Below are 20,529 nucleotides of genomic sequence, written 5' to 3' on the forward strand. Positions count from 1 at the left end.
CGCTCTCGTGGATTTGCAAAGTCAGTGCCTCACGTCATAGGGGGAACGCTTGGGTCATGGCATACAAGGGCAGGAAAGTTCTGGTTACGGGTGCCGATGGGTTCATCGGTTCGCATCTCACCGAAGCACTCGTCCGTAGCGGTGCCGACGTCACGGCGGTGGCTCTCTATAATTCCTTCGACAGCCACGGCTGGCTGGACGATTTACCGGACACCATACGAAGCCAGCTGAACCTCATCCGCGGCGATGTTCGCGACAGCGCGTTCCTTAATCGGATAGTGCGTGGCCAGGCGGTCGTGTTTCATCTCGCCGCACTGATCGCTATCCCGTATTCGTATGCGGCCGCCCAGTCCTATGTGGAAACCAACATCCTGGGCACGGTCAACGTCCTCGAAGCGGCGCGCCAATGGGAGACTGAGCGTGTGGTGCACACCTCGACAAGCGAGGTCTATGGCACCGCGCTGACAATGCCTATCAGCGAATCCCACCCTTTGCAGGGACAGTCGCCATATTCGGCATCCAAGATCGGTGCGGACATGATGGCGGAGTCCTACGCCAGATCGTTCGACATCCCCGTGGTTATCATGCGGCCGTTCAATACGTACGGCCCACGCCAAAGTGAGCGGGCCATCGTACCGACCATCATACGTCAGGCTCTCGACAAAAAATGCCCGGCGATCATGGTGGGAGACACAAGCCCGATCCGCGATCTTACTTTCGTGGAAGACACTGCGGCGGCGTTTTTGACCGCAGGTTCGGCCGAGCTCGAATTTGGCCGTGCCTACAATGCCGGAAGCCAGCGCGCTGTGACGATCTCGGACATATTGGATCTGGTGATCGAATTGAGTGGCTGCAAGAAACCGATTCACCGCGACGAGCGCCGCCTGCGGCCGCAGAATTCCGAGGTGCGTGCGTTGCTGGCCGATTCTTCGCTCCTCGAAAGCAAGACTGGATGGCGCGCCCAGACCAGCCTGCGCGAAGGCTTGGAGCGGACCATCGGATGGTGGCAAGGGCGCCTCAGCGAAGGCCGGGTGCGACACGAAATGGGCTACATGACATGACCTTTCGCCCGCGTGGGCTGGCTCCACTGTTGATTGCGGCTGCCTTGTCGTTGGATTTGTCCACGGCCGGTGGCCGGCAAGACAGCGCGCCGACACAGTTTGTCGCGCCAGTGATGATGGATCTGCCCGATTATCTCCAACCCGTGACGGATCCAGCCTTCGGGACAATTTTCATGCGCATTACCAAGCCTGGCGCTCTTGGCAATGGCGTCGTATGCGAGAAAAAATTTTGCAGCCACCGTTATTCCAGCTCCCAGGCGTGGAATTCAGACCAGAGTCTCCTCGTCATCACCAATGGCTGCAATGGCATGTGCTTTTTCGACGGGCAGACCTATGTCCCGCTTTTCCGTCGCGCTCGATCGGCTGAATGCGAATGGCATCCGCAAAATGCCGATCTGATGATTTGCGTTCAGGACCGGAAAATCTCGACCTGGGCGCCGCGGACCAATCGCGAAGACGTGCTGTTCGTGTCGCCGAATTACCATGATCTTCAGTTCGGGCCGTCCAAAGGCAATCCCAGCCGTAACGGCGATCGCATAGCAGTGCGCGCAATCCGTGGCGATGGTGCGATGGTTGCCTTTGCCTATGATCTCAAGCAGCGCCGGAAATTTCCGGACATCGATCTTGCCCAACTTGCCGGAACCGTCAGCGCCTGCTCGATCTCCCCGCTCGGAGCGAACATCCTGTGCTTTCAGAACGTGAAGGAAGACACAGAACAGCGAGCTGTTTTCTCCGTCGACGGGACGTTGCGGCAGAGATGGACGGACCATCATCGGCCCGGCCATGGCGATATGACGGTCGATGAAGACGGCAGCGAAGTTTTCGTGGGCATCAGCAAATCCGACCCTGACAAATATCACGTCATCAAAAGGAGACTGGTCGACGGGAAGGTCACCTCGCTTATGAAGTTTGGCGAAGCCGAGCATGCGTCCGTGCGGGCACTGGACAGGAGCGGCTGGGTGTTCGTGAGCTATGGCGGCAATCCCGATGAGATCTCTGCCAATCCCGACTGGGCGCCATATGCGCGAGAGGTGATCGCGCTGCGCCTCGATGGCAGCGGTGACGTTCGACGGGTCACGCAAACCCATAACGTCCCGTCCGACTATTGGAGCGAAACCCATGCCTCGCCGTCACCCGACGGCTCTCAGGTAATCTGGTCGAGCAACTGGGGCGTGCCTGGCGGGCCGGTCTACGAATTCATCACCCGTCTCGATTGGCCGGAAGAGCCGCGGTCGAACCAGAAGGAGATTGCCGCCAATGGTCCTCGTTAATCGAATCCTTCTTGTCGCGCTCGGTATGCTGGCTACCGTGGAAACGGCCGCTGCAGCGGAAGCGCGGGTTGCTTATCGACTTTCCGCCGGCGATACCGTCGAGATAGGAATTGCCTCCATCTCTGAGCGAACGCAACGTGCGGTGGTCCAGATGGACGGCACGATCGCGCTTCCCGAAGTCGGGATGGTTTCGGTGGGCGGCCTGACTCCGGCCGAATTGCAGACACGCATGCAGACGATCTTGCCAACCAAGATATTCCACCAGCGGCTGCCTGACGGGCGGGAGCAAATGATCGTCATCAAGCCGACAGACGTGACCGCCGTGGTTGCAGAGTACAGGCCGATCTATGTGACCGGCGACGTGCTTACTCCCGGACAGCAGGCCTACCGCCCGCTGATGACCGTGCGGCAGGCGATTGCCGTGTCAGGTGGTTTCAGCCTTTTGCGGTCCCGGGCAACTCAGGTTGGCCCCGATCCGGTGGATCTGCGGCGCGATTATGAGTCGCTTTGGGGGGAATACACGCGAGACTATTTTCACAGCGCCCGTCTCCGCGCCGAACTTCAGGGTAAGTCGACTTTCGACATGCAGCCACCACAAGGGTCGCCTTTGCAGGCAAGTTTTGCGTCGGCGATCGCGCAGGCCGAAGCAGAAGGGCTGAAGCTCTCGTTGGACAATTTCCAGAAAGAGCAGAGCTTTCTTGATAAAAGCGGCAAGGATGCTGCTGCACAAACCGAGACCTTGCTCGAGCGCGAGAAGGCCGAAGCGGATGGGGTGAAGGCGGACGAAGACGAGCTGGCGCGCGTAAGAAAAGCGTTTGAGTCGGGAAATCTAACCAATACCCGGCTCGCCGACGTCCGGCGCGCTTTGGTTCTCTCTTCCAGCCGGGCGCTCGAAACCTCGGTTGAACTTATGAGAGCACGACGTCAGCAGGACGATTTTGCCAGACAGCACGAACGCAATGACAACCAAAGAAGGATCGGTCTGCTGACCGAGCTGAAGGATACCAATGTGCGTCTTGCCGACGTCAGCGCAAGACTTCGCGCCGCCAGCCAGAAGTTGCAGCCCACGGGCGCGGCCGCCCTGCCGTTGCCGGTTGCCGGCGAAAGGATCCAGGCCGAGGTCACGATCGTTCGCAAAGTCGACGAAGAATGGCGGAAACAGCCGGCCCAAGAAGACACCGAGGTCATGCCGGGAGACACGATCGAGGTCAGGTTCAGCAGCGCTCTCGAAAACGCGGCGACGCGATAGACCGGGCCGCCGTACTGCCGGTTGAGTTTGGCAACCGCTTTACTGCCTGAAGGCTCTGGAAAACTGATCGGTAAGAGGCTTCATCAAGTAGGACCAGACGCTGCGCTCGTCGGTTCTTATGTGGACTTCGGCGGGCATGCCGGGTTTGAGTATTTTGTCTCCTGTCAGGCAGGTCGCTTCATTCTCGACGTCGATGCGCGCCGAAAAATAGGAAAGCTGGCGTTGCTGATCCTTGATCAGATCTGCTGAGACGCGGTTGACTGAGCCTTCGCAAGCAGGTGTGGTGCCGGCGTCGAACGCCGGAAAACGGATCGACACCTGCTGTCCGGGATGAATCTCATCGATACGCGACGGCGGAATCGAAGCGTCGACGACAAGGTTGTCGGAATCGGGCACAATCATCATGAGCACCTCTCCAGCGCCAATCACGCCGCCGACGGTGTGGACCGAGGATTCTTGTACCGTGCCCGATTGCGGGGAACGAATGTCTGTCCTGCCGAGTTCGTCTTCGGCCACCACCTTGCGCTCACTGAGTTCGGTCTGCTTGGCTTCCGTTTCGCGAAGTTCGTTGGTCACGTCGCTCCGCATTTGTTCGTCGAGCTGAAGCACCTGCAGGTCCGTTTCACTGATGTGAGCTTGTACCTCCGCTATCGCTGCGACAAGGCGTCCCGATTCGCCGCGAGTCCGGGTCTTCTCCAGGCTGACATTGCTCAACCGCTCCTTGGACACCAACTTCTTTGCGTAGAGAGATTCGACATCTGTAAGGTTCTTGGTCAGCAGATCCAGAGACTCATCCGTAGCAGACTGCTGCGATTTGAGGCCATCGATCTGACGTTCCAGCTGCTTCGCGCGGCTTTGCAATTGTGCCTTCTGGCCAGCCAGCGCCGCAGCACGACTTTCAAACAAGGCACGCTCGCCACTGACAAGTGCCACCACTTGCGGGTCACCCATTTGAGCCCGAAGGTCGGGCGGGATCTGCATTTCCGGCAGACCCTGGCGCTCGGCCTCCAGTCGGGCCAGACGAATGGTGGCTCGATTGAGATCCTCGGTGATTATCTGCAGGTTTGCTCGGGTCAAGGTGTTGTCCAGCCTGACCAACACGTCGCCGGCCTTCACATGATCGCCGTCCTGCGCGAAGATTCCGCCGATGGTGCCGCCGGTTTGATGCTGGACTTTTTTTATGTTGCTTTCGACCACCACAGTCGCAGGCGCAATCACCGCGCCGGCAATCTTGGTCAATCCCAACCAGAGCCCTCCGCCAAAGATCAACAGCAAACTGGTTGCCAGGCCCAAGAGCAGATTGGCCCGGATGCCATCCGGATCTGGCTTCGTCTCCAACGAACGGCTCTCGCCACCGGCGGCGACGTATGACGACACGGTAACGGTAGAGCGATACTTCACATATGCCCGGCTGCACCTTTGTGCGGCGGAACGACAATTCGCTACCAAACTCCGGACCAGATTACCCCAAGGTAGATTGGCTCGAATGCCATCCGACTCCGGCTTCGCCCCGGTCGGCTGGCCTTCGCCGCCAACCGCAGCATATGACGACATGGTCACGTTAGACACTAAGCAATACCTCACGCATGCCCGCTTGCACCGTGCTGCAGCGGAACGACAATGTTTGGCTTGTCCGGACGCGGGAAGGGCCGGATCACATTTGCCAGAACGTCTTCGCGCGAGCCGAACGAATGGAGCATCCCGTTCGACAGGACGAGTACCTGATCGATGTTGACGAGAGCGGAGGGGCGATGCGCAACGACGATCACGATACCGCCGCGCTGACGCACTGCCAGGATTGCGCCGGCCAAAGCAGCATCGCCGTCTGCATCCAGATTGGAATTTGGTTCGTCAAGAACGACGAGGAATGGATCGCCGTAAAGTGCCCTGGCAAGCCCGACGAGCTGCCTCTGCCCAGCCGAAAGGGCCGCGCCGCCTTCTCCGATGCGTGTTTGAAAACCCTGCGGAAGACGCATGATCATCTTGTCCACGCCCGCAGTCTTGGCAGCTGCCAGCACGCCTTTTGCGTCGCTTTTGCCGCCGAACCTCGAAATATTGTCGGCGATCGTCCCGTCGAACAGCTCAACGTCTTGTGGCAGGTAGCCAATATGAATGCCGAGCAGTTCTGAATTCCACTGATCGAGCGAGGCGCCGTCCAATCTTACCGTGCCACGAAGCGGCTTCCATGCCCCGACCAAAGCGCGCACGAGCGTGGTCTTGCCGGAGCCGCTCGGGCCGACGACCGCCAACCCTGCGCCTCTCGCCAAGCGGAAGCTTACATTGAAGATGGTTGGCTTCTGCAGACTTGGTGGCGCGACGGTCAATTCTTCGACCGCAAGCTCCGCCTTTGGGCGCGGCAGTTCCATTGTCTCTTGCTGGCTAGCAAAGGCATCCAGTGCTGCCGCCAGCTCGGAATAGCTTTTGCGGGTTGCCAGAAACCCCCTCCAGTTTGCGATGGCCACATCGACCGGCGCCAGTGAGCGGCCCAGCAAAATGGACGATGCGATGATCACGCCCGGCGAGGCTTCGCCCCCGATCACAAGGTAGGCACCAAGCCCCAGCACACATGATTGCAAGGCCATTCGAAGCGTCTTCGACAGGGAGCTCGCTGCGCCGACGACATCGGAAAGCCGTTCCTGGTTCTTCAGATAAAGATGACTGACCTCGTTCCAGCGCCGGCTAAGCGGAGCGGACAGGCCCATCGCCTGAACAACCTCTGCGTTGCGGCGGCCGGAATCGGCCAGAAGCCGCTGTGCTACGAGTGTTTCAGATGCACGAGCCGCGGGTTTGCGGCCGATGATCTCGGCAACCACCGTCAAAAACACAACGGCGCATGCGCCGAGCGTTGCCAGCACACCAAGCGCCGGGTGCAGCAAATAGATGACCACCATGTAAAATGGTATCCAGGGAGCATCGAATAGGACTGTCGGCCCCAGTCCGGAAAGAAAGCCACGTAGCTGGTCCAGATCACGAAGCGGGTGTACGCGGTTCGCATCCGGCCCGGCGACGAGGGGCAGGGAAAGTGAGGCTGCGAACGCCTTTTGCTGAAGATTTTTATGCAGGCGGCTGCCGATGCGGACCAACAGGCGAAGCCTCACGAAATCGAGGAGCCCATAGGCCGCGTAAAGTCCCAGCATCCCGACTGTAAATCCGATAAGAGTCGGCACGCTCTGCGAAGGCAGCACGCGGTCGTAGACCTGGAGCATGTAGACGGAGCCGGTCAAGGCGAGGATATTTATCAATCCGGAGAAAACGCCTACGCCAACGAGGCCGTGCACACAGCCGAACATTGCGGAGCGTAGATCGAGCGAGCGCCCTTTGGTTGACTTCATGATGTGCGCTCGTTGACGCGAAATTGCCGCGCAATCTCGTCGGTTCTTTCGATGAGGGACAAACTTTAACCTTCCGGGAAGCAGCAGCCCCGCCCCGCTGCTGGAACATTACGAATTGCTTACATACGTGCCTTCTTTGATTAAAATGTAGCAAAATCGTGACGCCAGGCTGAAAATTCGGCAACTGGCTCGCCAGGCTGGGGATAACCGGGTCGAGTAAGGAGATATTCCTAATCATGACACGGCGCAGAAGCTTATGGTCATCTTCGTAGCATCAAGGCTTCAAAGCGTCTGGGGAGGGATGGGTTTTGATTTTGTCGATCGAGAGCTAAACGATTTTGAGATACACTTCATCGGTACGCCATTGTCGGCCACCAACGCCGGCTAATACGGGGAGGCGAGTGTCGTGAGCGAAGAGATCAATGTCGCCGATGCCTATGGCAGGGGCCGCAGTACCTTCATGGGATTGCAATTGCTGGTCTCGCCCGGTGCGCTTGTTCCTCGGCCGGAAACGGAACTGCTCGGCAAGGCCGCTCTCGATGTTCTGAGCCAACTGAACTTGCCGGTACCTCGCGTTGTCGACATGTGCTGTGGGGCGGGTAATCTGGCGTGCGCCATCGCACACCACGCTCCCACCGCGCGCGTGTGGGCAAGCGATCTTACCGACGGATGCGTGGAGGTCGCGCGCCGCAACGTCATCCATCTTGATATGGAGGAGCGGGTAACGGTGCTTCAGGGCGACTTATTCAGCGCCTTCTCCGGCCTGGAGCTTGACGGCACGATCGACGTGATCGTTTGCAACCCGCCCTACATTTCGGAAAAACGGCTCGAGGGCGACCGTTCGCATCTGGTCGAACTCGAGCCGCGTGAAGCGTTCGCAGCCGGCCCCTACGGCCTGAGCATCCATATGCGGGTGCTCAAGGAGGCGCCGCGATATTTGCGGCGCGGAGGCATCCTGCTTTTCGAGGTCGGGCTTGGCCAGGACCGACAGGTCATGAGTTTGCTCGAGCGTTCCAAGGCCTATGAGAGTATCCGGGCAGTTACCAATCCAGCCGGCGAGGGCAGGGTGGTTGTGGGACATACAAAGGCGCAGGCATAAGCACTACAGTCGCGGCAGGCTTCAGACACGCTGTCGCGGCTTAACGGCCGGGGACTTGAAACAGAGCTGCGAGGTTTCGGGAATCAGTTTCTCTTGCGCATGACGTATTGCGCAATTCCCTGGATGGAATCGAGGTTCTCGGGCAGCAGCTCGCTGTCTTCGACCGTGATGCCGAAGGTCTCCTCGATGAAGCCGATAACCTCAAGCACCCCCGTCGAGTCCACGATGCCCTGGTCGAGAAGCGAGGTGTCGCTCTCCAGGCTCTCCGGATCGGCTATATAGAAATTCGAGGCCAGGAAAGCGCGAATTTGTTCGCTGCAGGTATCGGTTCTATCCTTGGTAGATAACATTGATTTCGCCTCCGGTACAAAAGATGAATGCTGATCAACTTCGCCCTGGTACCGACTCATGACAGGGCCGTTTTTTTGAGTTTGCCCGTGTCGGTCATCGGCAGACTGGGTACGATGACGATGGACTTCGGAACCATGAAGTTTTCCAGCCGTCTCTGGCACTCTTTCTGCAACTGCTTTTCGCCGATCATGCTTCCCTGCTCCATCACGACAAACGCCTTCACTGCTTGCCCGAGCAGCTCGTCCGGAACGCCGATGACCGCGGCTTCCCGTACGCCCGCAATGTTCATCAGCACGTTTTCCACCTCCTTCGGCGCTATCTTCTCTCCGCGCGATTTTATGATCTCGTCGCCGCGACCGACAAAGTAGAGGTAGCCCTCGGCGTCCATCCGGCAGTAGTCGCCCGTGTACAGGACCTGCTCACCCGGCAGAGGACCGGGCTTGAGCTTCCTGGCTGTCGCCTCCGGCTTGCCCCAATAGCCCTTCATCACCGTCGCTCCGCGGATGACGAGCTGACCAACGACGCCGGGGCCGACCCGCCTGTCATGCTCGTCGACAATCCACATTTCCGTATTGGGGATGGCGATCCCGACGCTCAACGGCTTTCGCTCCAGATCGTCCGGCGGCAGGTAAGTGCAGCGCTTGCATTCGGTAAGGCCGTACATCGAATAGATACGGGCGCCAGAAAACAGCTCCTGAAGCAGGAGAATGTGCTTGAGCGGCAGGGCGGCCGCAGTGTTGGTGACGTAGCGAATGCTCGAAAAATCCTGATCCCTGAGAGACTTGAGCTCCCCGAGTGCGGCAAAGATGGTCGGTACGCCGGGAAAACCCGTCACCCTCTCTTGCTTGATCAGCCCAAGGATCTGCGCCGGGAAGGCGAACGAACGCTCAAGCACGAGGCGGGCGCCGGCGCCGAATGCCATGATCATCTGGTAAAGACCGTAGTCGAAGGCGAGGGGCAGGACGTTGAGGATCACCTCGTCCTCGGCAAGCGCCAGGTATGAGGAAATCGAGGCGCACGCGGCAATCATGTTTCGGTGCGTCAGCATCACGCCCTTGGGTTCGCCCGTCGAGCCGGACGTATAAATGATCGCAGCGAGATCGATATCGATGCAGCGGCGCGCGGGCGGCGTGCTGCGGGCTGCCGCGACCGCAGTATCCCAGCGCACAGCATGCGGCAGTTCTTGCAGGTCGTTGCGTTCGATCGGTCCGGAGACGATCATGCGGCGCAACGATGGGCAATTCCGCGCCGGCTCCCTGAAAATCGAGTGCAGGTGTTTGTCGGTGATCAATGCCGTCGGGCGGCAATCGTTGAGCAGATAATCAAGCTTGTCGCTTTTGGTGAGCGGATTGACGATGCACACCACGGCGTTGGCCTTGAGCACCGCCCAGAACGCAACGACAGCCTCGACAGTGTTGTCGGCGAAGATCACCACCCGATCGCCACGTGTGATTCCAGCCTCGGTCAAATTATGCGCTATGGCGTTCGAGCGCATATCGAGATCGCCATAGGTGACACGTTGGTTGCCGCACACCAGGGCCACCTTGCCGCCGAGCCGGCTGGCAGAGTGGGTGAGATAGTCGTGCAGGAGCGGTACGGCGCCATGCATCACGCGAGCACCTCTTCGCGACGCACGCGGTCGATATCGATGCTGAGGTTGAGCGTGCGAGCCCCACTTGGCCGGCTCGCGATAAATTGCTGATGGAGAAGCTGCGTCGACAGCACCCCGACCAGCGCCATATTGTCGGAGTTGGACAGGTCGCCGCCGCCGGCGCTGGCCTGGCACTTGCTCAGGAGCCGGGTAACCGACTTAGGATCGAAGACGTTCGCTTCGCGCAGCGCGGGCTCCGAAAGTGCTTCGCGAATGTAGGCCGGAGCGCCATCTGCGACGAAGCAAAGCGCGTTGGGGGCCCGGTAAGGCTGCTTCTTGCGGGTGACGATTTCCGACGGCACGATCGGTTGCGCCACGCGCTTCAGCACATGCTTTTCATCGAGCACGCGCAGCTTGTAGGCGGCCGGAAGCGAATTCGCGAGCCTCACGAGTCCATGATCGAGGAACGGGAAGCGCCCCTCGACGGAATGAGCCATCAGCATTCTGTCCCCTTGTGAGGAAAGCAGGTACCCCGACATCAGCGTCTGGATCTCGATATACTGGTCCTGCGCAAGAGAGCCCCATCGCGAAAACTCCGGTGGCAGGCGGGCAAGCAGCTCGGACACGGCGTTGCGGCGCTCCGTTTGGGTGCGCATGTCTGCCGAAAACAGCCGCTTGATGGCGCTTGTTGTACGCCAGCGCGTGCCATGCGCAAAACCAGGCGCGTCACAGGCGTGGATGTCGCGCCCGAAGAACTGGCGTGCCATCGCCTGCTGCTGCACCGGCGAGCGGCTGAGATAGGGATAGAGGCGCTCCAGCAGCCGGGAGCGTCGCGTCGAGGCGGGCTGGCGTCCCCAGAAGCGGCGGACCTTGCCCTCGCGGAACAAATCGTAGCCCGCGAACATTTCGTCGGCCCCTTCGCCGGTCAGCACGACCTTGATGCCATGCTGGCGCACCAGTCTCGAGAGCAGGAACAGTGGCGCCGGCGCGGTCCTAAGGATTGGCCGCTCGGTGTGGTAGATCACCTCAGGAAAGATGCCAGCGATATCGCTGCGCGAAACAACCACCTCATGGTGGTCACTGCCGGCCACGCCGGCAACCAGGCGCTGGAAATGCGTCTCATCATACTCGGCGTCGGCAAAACGCAGCGAGAAGGTCTGGAAGCGCTCGCCCGCGAAGCGTCTCCCCAGCGTGGCGACCAGTGAGCTGTCGAGCCCGCCGGACAAATAGCAGCCGACCGGCACGTCGGCGCGTACTATCCTGAGCGCCGTCGCGGCCTCCAGGGCGCTGCGCACTTCCTCCACCGCGTCATCAAGCGAGCCGCTGAATTCATCATCGCCGGGTGCGCCAACCTCTGGATAGCCAGGCTTCCAAAAAGCCCGCTCGCGAACGACGCCGCTGTCATAAATGCGGACATGCCCTGGCGTGAGTTCGCTTACTCCTCCAAACACGCCTTGTGGCGGCGCGACAGTCCAAAGTGTAAAAGTCTGATCGATGCCGGCTGGATCGAAGGCGCGGGGTATGTCCGCATCGGCCGCGAAAATGGCCTTCACCTCGCTGGCGAAGTAAAGCCGTCCGCCATGCTCGCAAAAGTGCAGCGGGCAGATGCCGAACCGATCCCGCGACAAGACGAGACGACCCGCCACGGAGTCCCAGATGGCGACTGCCCACTGCCCATTCATTCGTTCGAAGGCGGCCTCGCCCCAGGCATGATAGGCATGGACGATGACCTCGGTGTCGCTGCGTGTGCGGAAGCGATAGCCGAGCGCGACCAGGTCTTGTCGCAGCTCGACGTAATTGAAGATTTCGCCGTTGAAGACGATCCACATTGTGTCGCCCGCGCCGGCGAGTGGCTGCTGGCCGCTCGCGAGATCGATGACGGACAGGCGGGCATGCGCCAATCCCGCGCGTCTGTCCCGGTAAAGGCCGCGCTCGTCCGGGCCGCGATGCGCCAGCGCGCCCACCATGCGCAGCAGCGCATCCCGGGAAGGAGGCGCCGCGGCGGTGCTCAGCGACACAATTCCGGCGATGCCGCACATCGCCTAGCCCTCGCCCATTGAACTAGCCCTCGCCCATTGAAGAGGACACCAACGGCCGCGCGTGAAGATAACGTGCGGCGCGCCGCTTGCTGTCGATATCCTTGAAAACCTTCTGAACCTGCACCACGGTGAGGCCGGTGGCCTCAGCGACGTCTTCGTTGGCAATCCCGTGGTTCAAGCCGTAGAGGCACAGATCCATCAGATAATAAGGAAGCGCGAAGTAGAACTCCTCCTGACTCTGCGCCAGCGAGAAGGTGTCCGTGGTGGGCGGTCTGCGCCGGACCTCTTCCTCCACCCCAAGATATTCGGCCAACTGGTAGACCTGGGTCTTGTAGAGGTGAACGATTGGCATCAGGTCGGCAATTCCGTCGCCCTGCTTGACGAAGAAGCCCTGGTCGTACTCCAGGCGGTTCGGCGTGCCCGCTACTGCGTAGTTGAGGCGGTCGGCATGGTAGTATTCGGTCATCTTGCGCAGGCGCTGCTTGTAATTGGTTGCAGCGACGATCTGCAGGTAGGCGGCCGACGGCAGACGCACCGTGTCGGTCTTGCCTTCAGGGTCCTGAACCGTGAGGCGCGTGATGTTGAGACCGTTACTCTCGAGAACCGAGGCGAGCACCAGCTTGCATTTCCAGCCGTCCCCATATTCGGGAACGACAGTCTGGATTGCTTCCGTCTGCCGTCTATAGGCGCCGATCGCTTCAAGGGCCGGCGTTATATCCTCCAGGATCGTATCGATACCAAGCTGTGCGGCAACAGTGCGGCCGAGCCTTAGCGAGTCGCCGGAGGAATGGCGCTCCGGCATGAATATCCCGAGGACCTTGTCTTTCCCAAAGGCGCGAACACACAACGCCGCGACGACTGAGCTGTCGATGCCGCCTGAGAGGCCGACAACCACCCCTCGACGTCGCAGCGTGCCAAAGACCTGCTGGCACAAGATCTGGACGATGCGATCGACTTCCGCGCCAGCGTCCAGCACCAGCGCGTCCTTGCCGAATGTTGAGATCAGGTCGATGACTTGTACTCCAGTTTGCGAGACTCGGTTGGCGAATAGGTCTGCGCCACCGCTTTCTCGATAAGGGGACGGTTGGTGGCGAGGTGAGGCTCTATGACCAAATCGATGTGGGTGCCGACGATCGGAATCACGTCCAGATGGGCGAAAACGCGATCCCAGCCGATGGCCAGAGTCATTCCGGGTCGAGCACAGCGAAACAGGGTGCCGGTGATCGGCAGCGCCGGCTTCGGCTCTGTCAGCCATTGGAAGAAGGCCCGTGCCCGCAAAACCTCCTGCAGTTCCAGTTTGGTTCTAAAGCTCGTCGCATTGAACTGTCCCTGAGCGTAGCGATCGAGAAGCTGGACCAGTTGCGCCTCTCGCCGCATTTTCACGGCGACTTTCGCGAGGGCGCGGCAAGCCATCCGGTAAGCGGATACGCGGTTGGTCCGGATTCGATTGAATGTGCGTGTAAACGTCTCCAAGTAGGCGCTTCGCTCGCCGACGAGGCTGGTGTCGAGGATGCCGACGAACTTTACGGTTCGCCCCGCGGCCAGCAGCCGCGCCGCAACTTCGAAAGCAACAGCGCCACCGAGCGAATGGCCGAGAAGTCGTACATGGCCCGACGGTTGAGCGCGGCGGATCTGCTCGACGGCGGCATCGGCCATGTCGGCGAGGCTGTTTTGTCCGCGCAGTATCAGAGCCAGAGCCGGATACCTGATCGGCGCAACGCGGGTGACCTTGCCCATCGCTGCTGCAAAGGCAGCAAGGCTCGGGCCATAGCCGACGGATCCCGGAAACAGAAAAAGAATGGGAGGGTTGTGCCTCTCGGCGCGCGCGCTTTGATCGCCTGCCTGGGCAGATACGACCGCCTTGACCATTTCGTCCAGGCTCATCCCGACGGTGAAGGCCTCAAGACCGAGTTCCTGCCCGATGGCGCTTTCGATTTCCATGACGCAGTGCAGCAGCTTCAGTGAATCTCCTCCGGCGTCATCCCAGCGCCCTGCCGCCACGCGCGTATTGAGAATGCTGGTCCATGCCCGCTGGACGACCTGCTGCGCCGTCAGCTTGCCTCGCGGCTCGAGCGGACGCGCGGTCGCTGCTGTCTCTCTGGCTGAAAGATCCATCTCTGCAAGTGTCGTGATGTCGACTTTGCCGCTCGGCAGACGCGGCATCTCGGCGATCGTGTGCAACCGCAAGGGACGCAGCGGCGGCGGCAGATTGGTCCTTACAAGCTGGCGAAGCTCGTCCGAAAAGGTCGCTTCGGCCGAGCGCCGGGGAACAACAAAGGCGACAAGCTCAGTCGCCGCAGCCACGATTGCCACAGCATCCGCAACAGAGGGTGCGCAACGCAGCACTCGTTCGAGTTCGGCGGGCTCGACGCGTCGACCATTGATCTTTACCTGGCGCCCCTTGCGACCGACGATATGCAATAAGCCTTGATCATCAAGTCGAACGAGGTCACCTGTCGCGAAAATCCGAAAGCCCGGATCGTCCGGGTCTGATGTTGCCGGCACAACCGCTCCGTCCTCCCAATGGCCAAGCAAGACATACGGGCTCCTGATCAGAAGCTCTCCGCTACGGCCCGGTTGAACGCGGCCGCCCGCTTCGTCGACAATTGCGAAGGTGATGCCAGGCAACAGCCAGCCAACTGGGACCGAATCTCCATGCTCCGGCCAGTCTCGCGGCAGGAACCATTGCGAGCCGGTGGTCTCGGTTGACGAGTAACCGATCTGGATGAGGCACGTATCGGAGACGGCCTTGCGCAGCAGGGCGATGTCGGTCCAGGGCACCTTTTCGCCACCGATCCGGGCGACTCTAAGTGAATGGAACGCTTCAGCAGGTCCGTCTGCCATGAGCGCGCGAAGCAGCGCCGGCACCAGATAGGTGATTGTCACGCCTTCGGAACGCACCAGGCGTTGAACGGCCCGCAAGCCGACCGCTTCGACTTCGACCAGATGCAAGGTGGCGCCGGTGAGAAGAGCTGCAAGAATCTCCCGGCACCCGGCGATTGTGGCGGGTCCGGTCAATGGCAGGAAAACATCATCCGAGTTGATGTGGCATGCATCGACATATTGCTGGACCCGGCACAGCAAGCTGCGCTGGCTGTTAACGATGCCTTTGGGCCGGCCCGTGCTCCCTGACGTATAAAGCACGATGGCGGGCGCATCGACCGAGACGGAATAAGGCTGAGATACTTGCCCAGCCTGCGAGGCCACACTGGTCGACACATCGATCCAACTGACCCGGTGAGGCAAACCGTCGGGTCGGACATTGCCCTCGCCCAGGACAGCTGAGAGCCGCGCCCCGGCCACGATTTCAAGAATCCGCGAGCCAGGATCTCGCGCGTTCAGTGGCACCGAAGGCCGTCCAGCCGTCATGCTTGCCAGCATGGCGATGGGATACCAGGCCGAGTTGGCCTGAAGAATACCTATCGCCTGTCCGTCTGGGACGGCCGCCGCGATCTGGCAGGACAGCGTCTCAACTGACCGGAGAAGCTGGGAATAGGTCAGACGATTGGCGCCGTCGCTGATTGCAAGCTTGTCGGGGTACTGGCGGACGATACTTCTCAGGTGCTCGAAGGCGGCAATGTTGGTAAAATCGGCGCCCAATCTTTGAAATGGGTGCAGTTCGGGACCACCCTGATCCAATGCGTATTGTGAGACACTTGACCAACTATTGGAGGTCGTTGTCTGACAATCCACCGCTAGATCCTGATCCGCGACGTCTGATCCCAAATATGCCGAAGACATGAGTTGCCCACGCTAAGATTAGGGTCACTTATCGCCCCCCGCCCCAATCTTTTCATCGATCATTCTGATGATGCCCTTCGCCTGTTTCGCAAGCCGCCGGCCGAGCCAATCATGCCGAGCTCGCAGGCTGTTGTGGTGCGCATGACACGGCGAGCACTGGCGTTTGTGCCAACTTGGCAACGCCTGTTGGACACATGCCAAGGCGGGATCGAAGACCAAGGTGGGTCGAAGACGGAATTGCCGCTATTCAGGCATATTGCCTATTCTGTGTTTCTCCCCGGCGATACCGGCGATGCTTCGGTGTCGGAATAGCTGCCGGGGACGAAACAATATGCATAGATCTGTCCCCGATTTTCGTCGGTCACGCGGATCCAATCCTTTTCCCATGTTCGGAAGGTAATACGCCCGCCCGCCATCATAGCTGCGGCTCTGAACGGACTCGGGGCGTTGACAACGCGCACCGATATAACATCGTCGCCGTCCATACGCTCGACGAGATACGTCTGCATGAAAGCCTTCCCATGCCCCGCTAGATCACCCGCACTTTAACGGCGGCTAATGAATTCGGTTGCAACGTGTTTAGCGAAACTTTGGGAGCAATGGTTTCCATACCCACCGGCGCCGGGGTCGCTCCCACGCCGTATCCGTCAGGTTTTTCAGCGACGGGGATGCCAGTTCAGGGGAAGGTAGGCTGATTCCGGCCACGCCAGCGACATGCTGCGCTTCGATCCAATCTGCGCCGCAACGTTAGGCCTCCACTCCGCGGGCAATGAAAAAGGCGCTCGAAGGGGCCCTTTTAGCCGTCCGTGACCTGGCATTCTGTCCGTGATTTGGCCTCATCGAACGACCCTGCAGGCCTTTGCGGGACATTCACATCGCGTGGCGTCGCCACCACCGAGGCATAACAATGTGCGTCGGCGGAGAGATGGGACGGTTTGCGGTTTTCTGAACCTGCCTTCACGACGACCGTGCCGTGTCGACGATCCGTCGGAACAGAAGGGCCTGGTGCTGGAACGTCAATCGTATTTGGCCAGGAAGCGCCCGACGGCGGCGAGGCAGTCGTGCTTTTCCTCGACATGCGGCATGTGGCTGGAATTCGGGAAGACCAGGCCTTCGACGTGCGGAATACGATCGAGAAAGGGCTGGACACAGGCCTCGGTCGCTTCGTCGTAGAAGCCGCGAAAAGCCAGGGTCGGCGTCTCGATCCGATGCAGGCGGTCGACGATAGTCCAGTTCCGCATCGTGCCGATGACGTGGAACTCATTAGGGCCGTTCATGGTGTGATAGACGGTCGGATCTTCCTCGATTGCAGCAAATGTCCGGGCGACCTCTGGCGGCAGTGGGACGACGCGACAGACATGACGGTCGTAGAAAGCCTTCGTTGCCGCAACATATTCGGGGTGATCGGTGGTTCCCGCCGCTTCATGCCGGTCGAGCGCACTTTGAACATCGGCTGGCAACTCGGCGCGCAATTGCCGGGCTCCTTCCACCCACAGCGCCATCGAGGCCAGCGAATTGGCCAGGATCAACGCTTTGAGCCCCTCAGGGCGGCGCACGGCGTGCTCGGCCGAAAGTATGCCGCCCCAGGACTGGCCGAGCAGGGCATAGTGGCCGGCGATGCCGAGATGGGTGAGCAGCGCATCGAGTTCGCCCAGGAAGAAATCGACGGTCCAGAAGTCGCCGCCCTTGTCCGGCAGATGGGTCGATTTGCCATTACCGATCTGATCGTAGTGGATGACGGCTCGCCCGGTTCCGGCAAGCTCCTTGAATGAGTCCACATAGTCGTGCGTGCAGCCCGGTCCACCATGAGCGACGACCAGGGGCAGCTTGCCAGAGGTGAGGTCCCCAGTCACGCGGTACCAGGTGCGATAGCCCTTGTAGTCGCTAAATCCTTCGGTGATCGCATGTGCCGTCACAGTCCAAGCTCCGCATCATGGCGCGGCAGGAGCCACTTTGGTGCACCCCTCCCAAGCCTTGTTTGCGGCCGACGGTACTAAGCGGCCCGGCGTATTTACAGCTAGCACTATTTATAGGTTCGCCGGTTACGGGTTTGCCCGAGGCAAGGCCGATCGCCCGCAGGTCGCGAGCCTCAATGCTCCGGTTCGAGCAGCCGGTAATGGGCGGCGAGCGCGATGGCATGGAAGCGGTTGCGCGCGCCAAGCTTTCGGGTCGCAGCATTGAGGTGCAGCGTTGCGGTCGGTACCGCGCGGCCAATTTCACGCGCGACCTGCTTGGCCGTCAGTCCGGCAGCGGCCAGGCGCAGGCACTGGCGTTCGCGCGACGTCAGATGGACATGTTGGCAGGTGCGGATTCCGGTGTCGAAACCGGCGTAGACGGAGTCATGGAGCAGATGACCCAGATCGCCGATCTCGGCGATGAAGGGTCTGGCTTCGAGCTCGAACCCGGCCTCCGGATCGGCACGGATCGCGGTGAAGGTGGCGAGATCGCCGCCGGCAAGGCGAATGGGTACGGTGACGCCGCAGGTCATCCTGGTATCAAGCAAATAGCTGACCACAGGATCGTGCTTGGACTGAAGCACGCGCTGCATGACGGTGCTCTGAACGCCGCTGTGCGACCAGCGAAACGGTCTCGATACGGTGAGCGCGGCCTCCTGCACGGGATCGAGCTGATAATATCCGCCCTTGCACCAGAGATCCTGCATGTCGCGCGGCACGTTGCGCAGAGCCATCAGCGAGGGCGTGATAAGCTCGCCCTTGTGACTGACCGGCACGGGCGTATAGTCGTAGATGAATGCGGTGAAACCGATGGGCTCCAGCACCTCCGTCGCCACCGCCATGGCAGCGTCGATGCTCATTCCAGTTCGGAACCGGCTCTCTAGATCGCCTGGAAGGCTTTGCATCCAGCAAGCTTACCCGCTGACGATTGCTTGTCAAATAGCCATGTCGGCCGGCTGCTCAACAAATAGGCGGCGATAAGCCTGTCCGACCCTATCTATCTTAATAGCTATCCCGTCCGGCTTCGCTCGCCGTAGTCTTTTGCGATTGGGCGAAGTAGCGGACGCCGTTCGCAAACCCAGCACTGTTTTCAGCCGCGCGATGGTCGATCGACCGGGTTCAGCGCGGCAAAAGCCGACACGCCTCCATGAGGGAACAAATATGCGACTCCAAAAAGCATTTACAGCGTTGATACCCGGGCTGGCTCTGCTCGGCGTGACGATGATGTCGCCGGCCTTGGCCACCGAGGGCAAGCCAGGCGGCACACTCCGACTGCTGGCCAATGCCGCGGCAGGCACCGCCGATCCGCACATCAATTACACGCTGCAGTATTTCCAGATCAATTATGTCCTCTACGATGGCCTGGTGACCTACAAGAAGGCCGGGGACAAGACGGGCTTCGAGGTCGTCGCGGACCTGGCGGAGAGCCTCCCGCAGGTCGAGAACGGCGGCAAGACCTATGTCTTCAAGCTGCGCAAGGGCATCAAATTCGCGGATGGCTCGGACGTCACCACGAAAGATGTGGTCGCTTCGTTCCAGCGCATCTTCAAGATCAGCGGGCCGACGGCCGGGACCTTCTACAAAGGCATCGTTGGTGCGGATGCGTGCTTGAAGGCGCCCGCGACATGCACCCTCGACGGCGGCCTGTCGGTTGACGATGCGGCCGGAACCATTACCTTCAACCTGGTCCAGCCGGACGCCGAGTTCCTGCAGAAGCTTGCCGTTCCACATGCGTCGATCCTGCCGGCGAGCGCGCCGCTCAAGGACGCCGGCACCGATCCGATCCTTGGTACCGGACCCTACATGATCGCCAGCTACGACCCCAACAAGCTGATGAAGATTGTGCGCAACCCTCATTTCAAGGAATGGAGCAAGGAAGCGCAGCCGGCCGGATATCCGGACGAGATCGACTATGAATTCGGCCTTACCGACGAGGCGGCGGTCGAGAATGGCCAGGCGGACTGGATGTTCGATCCGCCGCCGTCCGACCGTCTCACCGAACTCGGCACCAAATATGCCAAGCAGGTCACGGTTCACCCACTGACGGCGATGTGGTATGCGCCGATGAACACCAATCTGGCGCCGTTCAACGACATCCGCGTTCGCCAAGCCGTGAACTTCGCGATCGACCGCGCCGCGATCGTCAAGTTGTTCGGCGGCAGCAATCTGGCGCAGCCGGCCTGTCAGATTCTGCCGCCGGGCTTCCCGTCATTCGCAGCCTATTGCCCGTTCACCGCCAATCCGGGTGAGAAGTGGTCCGCGCCGGATATGGACAAGGCCAAGCAATTGGTCGCTGAATCGGGAACCGCAGGTCAGGAGGTGACGATCATCACCGAGGACACCACGGTCTCCAAGGCGATCGGCGTCTACCTGCAGGATGTGCTCAACCAGCTTGGCTACAAGACGTCGGTCAAGCCGATCTCGCAGAACATACAGTTCACCTACATCCAGAACACCAATAACAAGGTGCAGATTTCGATCTCGCAATGGTTCCAGGATTATCCGGCGCCATCGAATTTCCTGCAGGTCTTGTTCAGCTGTGCCTCGTTTACGCCGGGCTCCGACGCCTCGGTCAATATTTCGGGGTTCTGCGACAAGTCGATCGACGCATCGATGGACGAGGCAGAGGCAGCCACCATCGCCGATCCGGCCAAGGGCGCGACACTCTGGACCGCCATCGACAAGGCTGTGACGGACGAGGCTCCGGTCGCTGTCCTGTTCACGCCAAAGCGCGTCGATGTGATCTCTTCCAGGCTGAAGAACTTCACCTTCAGCCCGCAATTCTACTGGATTGTCAGCCAGTCCTGGGTGGAATAGCCGACCGGAGCCAATGCGACGGA

15 protein-coding genes are annotated in these 20,529 nt (G+C 60.3%); 5 read left to right on the forward strand and 10 right to left on the reverse strand.

The features are described from left to right. The first annotated feature begins 56 nt into the window (after positions 1–56). The 3 genes from E5W70_RS01775 to E5W70_RS01785 are packed head-to-tail and all read left to right on the forward strand — an operon-like array spanning position 57 to position 3,581. Positions 57–1,061, forward strand: a complete 1,005-nt coding sequence (locus E5W70_RS01775; protein ID WP_292653744.1) for an SDR family NAD(P)-dependent oxidoreductase — start codon at positions 57–59, stop codon at positions 1,059–1,061. Beyond that, a complete protein-coding gene (locus E5W70_RS01780) occupies positions 1,058–2,332 on the forward strand; it encodes a hypothetical protein (RefSeq protein WP_292653745.1) in 1,275 nt (424 codons plus the stop codon). Before E5W70_RS01775 ends, E5W70_RS01780 begins: the two co-directional genes overlap by 4 nt. Continuing rightward, positions 2,319–3,581: a polysaccharide biosynthesis/export family protein gene (locus E5W70_RS01785; protein ID WP_292653746.1), complete on the forward strand. Its 1,263-nt coding sequence runs from the start codon at positions 2,319–2,321 to the stop codon at positions 3,579–3,581. The genes E5W70_RS01780 and E5W70_RS01785 overlap by 14 nt, the downstream gene beginning before the upstream one ends. 39 nt (positions 3,582–3,620) lie before the next feature. On the opposite strand, the gene E5W70_RS01790 is transcribed toward E5W70_RS01785, so the two are convergent. Further along, complete coding sequence (locus E5W70_RS01790) at positions 3,621–4,919, reverse strand: HlyD family type I secretion periplasmic adaptor subunit (protein WP_292653747.1); 1,299 nt, start codon at positions 4,917–4,919, stop codon at positions 3,621–3,623. A gap of 242 nt (positions 4,920–5,161) precedes the next feature. Further along, on the reverse strand, positions 5,162–6,913 hold the full coding sequence (locus E5W70_RS01795) for a type I secretion system permease/ATPase (protein WP_292653748.1): 1,752 nt from the start codon (positions 6,911–6,913) through the stop codon (positions 5,162–5,164). Between the two features lie 406 nt (positions 6,914–7,319). On the opposite strand from E5W70_RS01795, the gene E5W70_RS01800 reads away from it, so the two are divergent. Then, positions 7,320–8,012 (forward strand): class I SAM-dependent methyltransferase, encoded by a 693-nt coding sequence (locus E5W70_RS01800; RefSeq protein WP_292653749.1) that lies wholly within the window; start codon positions 7,320–7,322, stop codon positions 8,010–8,012. A gap of 83 nt (positions 8,013–8,095) precedes the next feature. On the opposite strand, the gene E5W70_RS01805 is transcribed toward E5W70_RS01800, so the two are convergent. The 8 genes from E5W70_RS01805 to E5W70_RS01840 all read right to left on the reverse strand — a co-directional run bounded on the left by E5W70_RS01805 (position 8,096) and on the right by E5W70_RS01840 (position 18,549). Continuing rightward, positions 8,096–8,362: an acyl carrier protein gene (locus E5W70_RS01805; RefSeq protein ID WP_292653750.1), complete on the reverse strand. Its 267-nt coding sequence runs from the start codon at positions 8,360–8,362 to the stop codon at positions 8,096–8,098. A gap of 56 nt (positions 8,363–8,418) precedes the next feature. Continuing rightward, a complete protein-coding gene (locus E5W70_RS01810) occupies positions 8,419–9,972 on the reverse strand; it encodes a class I adenylate-forming enzyme family protein (protein WP_292653751.1) in 1,554 nt (517 codons plus the stop codon). Continuing rightward, positions 9,972–11,993, reverse strand: a complete 2,022-nt coding sequence (gene asnB / locus E5W70_RS01815) for an asparagine synthase (glutamine-hydrolyzing) (RefSeq protein ID WP_292653752.1) — start codon at positions 11,991–11,993, stop codon at positions 9,972–9,974. Before asnB ends, E5W70_RS01810 begins: the two co-directional genes overlap by 1 nt. A gap of 22 nt (positions 11,994–12,015) precedes the next feature. Continuing rightward, positions 12,016–12,999 carry an NAD(+) synthase gene (gene nadE / locus E5W70_RS01820; RefSeq protein WP_292653816.1) on the reverse strand — a complete coding sequence of 328 codons (984 nt, stop codon included), beginning with the start codon at positions 12,997–12,999 and terminating at the stop codon, positions 12,016–12,018. Further along, positions 12,996–15,593, reverse strand: a complete 2,598-nt coding sequence (locus E5W70_RS01825) for an AMP-binding protein (protein WP_366509642.1) — start codon at positions 15,591–15,593, stop codon at positions 12,996–12,998. The genes nadE and E5W70_RS01825 overlap by 4 nt, the downstream gene beginning before the upstream one ends. 401 nt (positions 15,594–15,994) lie before the next feature. Beyond that, positions 15,995–16,243: a hypothetical protein gene (locus E5W70_RS01830; protein ID WP_292653754.1), complete on the reverse strand. Its 249-nt coding sequence runs from the start codon at positions 16,241–16,243 to the stop codon at positions 15,995–15,997. Between the two features lie 507 nt (positions 16,244–16,750). Further along, positions 16,751–17,650, reverse strand: coding sequence for a proline iminopeptidase-family hydrolase (locus tag E5W70_RS01835; RefSeq protein WP_292653755.1), 900 nt, complete (start codon positions 17,648–17,650; stop codon positions 16,751–16,753). Between the two features lie 173 nt (positions 17,651–17,823). Continuing rightward, complete coding sequence (locus tag E5W70_RS01840; protein WP_292653756.1) at positions 17,824–18,549, reverse strand: LuxR family transcriptional regulator; 726 nt, start codon at positions 18,547–18,549, stop codon at positions 17,824–17,826. Positions 18,550–18,850: 301 nt separating this feature from the next. Here E5W70_RS01840 and E5W70_RS01845 point away from each other — a divergent pair, with 301 nt between their 5' ends. Further along, the gene (locus tag E5W70_RS01845) at positions 18,851–20,506 is read left to right on the forward strand and encodes an ABC transporter substrate-binding protein (RefSeq protein WP_292653757.1); all 1,656 of its coding nucleotides are present in this window, start codon (positions 18,851–18,853) and stop codon (positions 20,504–20,506) included. The last annotated feature ends 23 nt before the right edge of the window (positions 20,507–20,529 follow it).

Origin of the sequence: Mesorhizobium sp., assembly GCF_005063415.1 — a bacterium.
In the GTDB taxonomy this organism is placed as follows: Bacteria; Pseudomonadota; Alphaproteobacteria; order Rhizobiales; family Rhizobiaceae; genus Mesorhizobium.